The 3,879-nt window shown below is 41.1% G+C and carries 4 protein-coding genes; 2 read left to right on the top strand and 2 right to left on the bottom strand.

All coding sequences use genetic code 11. The annotated features are described in order from the left end of the window. Positions 1-363: 363 nt before the first annotated feature. Positions 364-858: a hypothetical protein gene (locus CWC17_RS15990; RefSeq protein ID WP_138613998.1), complete on the bottom strand. Its 495-nt coding sequence runs from the start codon at positions 856-858 to the stop codon at positions 364-366. A 103-nt stretch (positions 859-961) separates the two neighbouring features. Between CWC17_RS15990 and CWC17_RS15985 the strand changes: the two genes are divergently transcribed. After that, positions 962-1,498, top strand: a complete 537-nt coding sequence (locus CWC17_RS15985) for a thioesterase family protein (protein ID WP_055015838.1) — start codon at positions 962-964, stop codon at positions 1,496-1,498. Between the two features lie 60 nt (positions 1,499-1,558). On the opposite strand, the gene CWC17_RS15980 is transcribed toward CWC17_RS15985, so the two are convergent. Then, positions 1,559-2,212: an OmpW/AlkL family protein gene (locus tag CWC17_RS15980; protein WP_138540851.1), complete on the bottom strand. Its 654-nt coding sequence runs from the start codon at positions 2,210-2,212 to the stop codon at positions 1,559-1,561. A 261-nt stretch (positions 2,213-2,473) separates the two neighbouring features. On the opposite strand from CWC17_RS15980, the gene dapE reads away from it, so the two are divergent. Beyond that, positions 2,474-3,658: a succinyl-diaminopimelate desuccinylase gene (dapE, locus tag CWC17_RS15975; protein ID WP_138613996.1), complete on the top strand. Its 1,185-nt coding sequence runs from the start codon at positions 2,474-2,476 to the stop codon at positions 3,656-3,658. The last annotated feature ends 221 nt before the right edge of the window (positions 3,659-3,879 follow it).

Below are 3,879 nucleotides of genomic sequence, written 5' to 3'. Positions count from 1 at the left end.
ACTGAGCGCGTGTTGCCCTTGGGCGGTTCAATTTGCAGCAGTATGTTTGGTTTTTAGGCAAGGCAGAGCCTATGAAGTGTGGTTATTCCCCATAAATAGGCGATAACGCAGCATAAATACCAAACATGCGCTGCCCTTTGGGTTCTGCCTAGGGGCGATCAACTCTTTGTTGCCTACATGGATGTTGGTAAGGGGCGTGAGCAGGACGCGGAAGCTTTGCTTGGTTTTTACTTATTCTTACATGGATGTAAGTCATTAGAATAACGCAGGAGCAGTTATCGAGCCCACTAGGTTATAAACCTCGCGCCGCGATTTAATCGCCCCTAGGTTGAACAAATTTCAATCCGCAAAGGTCAACATGCCTTAGTTTTTAGTGCCCATGTTTTTTGTAACTCCATCAATGGCGATTGTTTCTATGCCATTTTCATCAAAATTAATAACTATGCTTGCGTTATTACGAGTAAAAAAGTAACTGCGGCCATTGAGCTCAATTACGTAATTGCCTTTTACGGGCTCTTTAAATTGTTGCTTTTTTAGACTGACAGTATGTTTACCAATATGCCATTCAAACGTTTCAATAAAGCCATTATTAAACTCTTGTACCCACACTTGGCTATCATCTTTAGCTAACGTGATTGCCACCGAGTATGAATTAGGTAATTGCGACATATCGTAGCTTTTATTTCCTATTGTAAATTTACCCAGTTGCTGCTGCCATGCAAACCCAAAATTAAATGGTTTTTCTATGCCTGTGGGGTAACTCACAGTGCCTGAGCCTTTAATTGTAAAATCGGCCAATGCGCAGGGGCTAATGCATAATAAACTGATAGTAAAAAGTGTCGCAAATTTATATTTCATACTATGACTTTTTTATATTTATAATTTGAGAGTAAAACGGAACATTCGCCTTAACAAGTGGTTATGTTACACTGAGTTAACTTTATACTGGTAAGACCTTCTCGTGAACTTATATATTAGACTTCTTTTATTATTTTTTAAAATTAAGCGCAACCGTGACTACCAACAGTTACTTGATACGGTAGATATTGATTACAAAGCACTACCCACAGATTGCGATATAAACCTGCATCTAACAAATTCGCGTTATTTGGCGATGATGGACTTGTCGCGCACCTGGATGATTGAGCGAATAGGCTTATTAAAACAAGTAATGAAGCGCCGTTGGTTTCCTATAGTTAATGCGACAGCCATCACTTATATTCGCGATATTAAACCTATGCAGCGTTATACCATCAGTACTAGGCTGGTGGGGTGGGATCATAAATATTTTTACATTGAACAAAAATTTCATTCTGCGCGTGGCCTGCACGCTATAGCGTATGTGCGTGGTGTGTTTAAAAACAAAAAAGGCATAGTTTCTATTGAAGAAATGCTTGAAGTAGCCGAGTTTGATGGCGTGGCGCCTATTTTGCCTGCTGAAATTATGCATTGGAAAGAAATGCTTGAGCAAAAAAAGGTGAATAACCTGCCTAAATAATTTTCATAAAATAAGGCCTTTCGGCCTTAAACACATAGAACATAGGCACTGCAAACTTAACTAAAAGTTGTACCTTACACCAAACATAGCAACGACTGGGTCAAGCTCAACGGTTGATGTAAGGGCTTTTGCTCCGTTTGCATACACAGTGGCATCGGTATCTATATCAATCATGGATACCATAGCATGTAGCCCCCAATGTTGATCGATTTTATAGTTAGCGCCTACTTGTGCAATAAAGCCAAACGAATCATCGAGTTTTACTTCAACATCATCAGTACCTAGGGTTGCTTTTAGCGCTTGTGAAGGCTGCTCGTCAAAAAAGGTGGTGTAATTTAACCCTACACCAATAAACGGTCGTAGCGCGTAACTGGTATCTAAAAAGTGGTATTGCGCAACCAATGATGGCGGAAGCTGTTTTATGTCGGCAATCTTATTGCCCGCTAGCCCACCCGCGCCATTTACATCGTGCGAAAACGGCGTAGCGGCAATAAGTTCTACCACCCACTTATCGTTAAATGCATAGTCGATTGTAATACCTAGCTGCGTGTCAGAGTCGCCTTTAAGGCCCAGTGTTGGCGCTTCGTTAATGGCCGAGCTGCTGTTATCTGGATTTACATTAATAGCGCCAACATTAACGCTTAAGTTAGCGTGTGCCGCAGGGGTAATAGCAAGTAAAGAGGTAAGTAATGCAATGCTGATTTGGGTTTTCATGTTGTGCTCCAATAACTACTTTTTGATTGCCGCTATTATTACAACCTCCGAGCGTTAAAAACCTGTTCTAGATCAAAGTTTCAAAAATGTTTGAAGCATGTGAATCCTTTTATTGATTTAGATTAAAGTTGCTGCAAAAAGTATTTTAATTAATTGACACTGCCATGTATTTAACAGTCATCGCACTGTATTAACTTTGCCATTATTTGGTCATATTGGCGCGCTTTAATAATCTCTCTTATGGTTATTGAGTGTGTTGTTATGTCTGTTGCAAAAGTATCGCAAAACAGTGTAAGTAAGCCTTTAAGCGCGGTGGTCAAAAATACGCAAACGCTTATTAGGTTTGAATCTGTAACGCCTAACCAAGGCGGTGCCATAGATTGGCTTAGCAATGAGTTAGCTGCGCTTGGTTTTAACTGTGAGCAGTTTATGTGTAAAGACGTTACCAATTTAATTGCCTACATTAATTTTGAGCAAGAAGGGCCTTATGTTGCGTTTTCTGGGCATATTGATGTTGTACCTGCAGAGTCGGGCAACTGGTTAAGTCCGCCTTTTGCCGGCAATATTATTAATAATGCCGTGTATGGGCGTGGCGCTGCTGATATGAAAGGTGGCGTGGCGGCTATGTTAGGTGCCACTAAGGCACTATTAAATGATACAAAAAATAAAAAAGGGCGTTTTTACTGGCTTATTACCTCCGATGAGGAAGGCGAGGCAGAATTTGGCTCAGAGGTAATAGCCGCGCGCCTAGCAAAAAATAATATACAACTTGATGGCTGTATTGTTGGTGAACCGACAAGTTCTGCACACGTAGGCGATACAATTAAAAATGGTCGCCGAGGCGCTATATCTTCTCGTATAAAAGTACATGGCAAGGCTGGACATGTTGCCTACCCGCAGAACACTATAAATGCAGCGCATATTGCGGGTAATATTGTAAATTGTTTAAGCAATTTAACATGGCCTGAAGATGAGCCAAGCTCTAAAACCACCTTGCAAGTGACTGGTATTAATATAAATAATGTTGTTGATAATTTAGTGCCTAGTGAATGCGAAATTACCTTTAATGTGCGATATAGCCATGGTTATACAAGCAGTAAAATAAAGCAGTGTATATCAGCGGCACTGAGTGAGTACGCTCAGCACCTTGATGTTGAATGGGAGCGAGCGTGTGAGCCCTATTATACAGCACCAACAAACGGGTGGAGTTTATTACAGCAGTTAGAGCACACCATTTATGCGCAAACAGGAAATTACCCCATGTTAAGTACCAGCGGTGGCACGTCTGATGGGCGATTTTTTGCAAACCAGCATACCCAAGTTATTGAGTGCGGAGTTAAAAATAGTACCATTCACCAGGTAAACGAGCATGTTCCGGTTGATGATTTACTTAAAATTGAGGCCATTTATACCGACTTATTAGCGCGGATTTTTAGCCATAAATAGGCCTTATATAAATAAACAGCGAGAATTACCTCGCTGTTTGTTTGAGTAGGGCGTGTTGATCTTAAATGATTGAGTTTGCAGCAGTATGTTTGGTTTTTAGGCAAGGCAGAGCCTATGAAGTGTGGTTATTCCCCATAAATAGGCGATAACGCAGCATAAATGCCAAACATGCGCTGCCCTTCGGGTTCTGCCTAGGGGCGATAAACTCGTTGTTGCTCGGG

The sequence above is a fragment of the Pseudoalteromonas sp. S3785 genome, assembly GCF_005887365.1.
Taxonomy (GTDB): Bacteria; Pseudomonadota; Gammaproteobacteria; order Enterobacterales; family Alteromonadaceae; genus Pseudoalteromonas.
Note: the sequence above shows the minus strand (reverse complement) of the source record. Positions and strands in the feature narration are given on the sequence as shown.

Bases quoted from the DNA above. Each gene is read 5' to 3' on its own strand.
- CWC17_RS15990 (WP_138613998.1), bottom strand. From the start codon at position 858: ATGAAATATAAATTTGCGACACTTTTTACTATCAGTTTATTATGCATT.
- CWC17_RS15980 (WP_138540851.1), bottom strand. From the start codon at position 2,212: ATGAAAACCCAAATCAGCATTGCATTACTTACCTCTTTACTTGCTATT.
- dapE (WP_138613996.1), top strand. From the start codon at position 2,474: ATGTCTGTTGCAAAAGTATCGCAAAACAGTGTAAGTAAGCCTTTAAGC.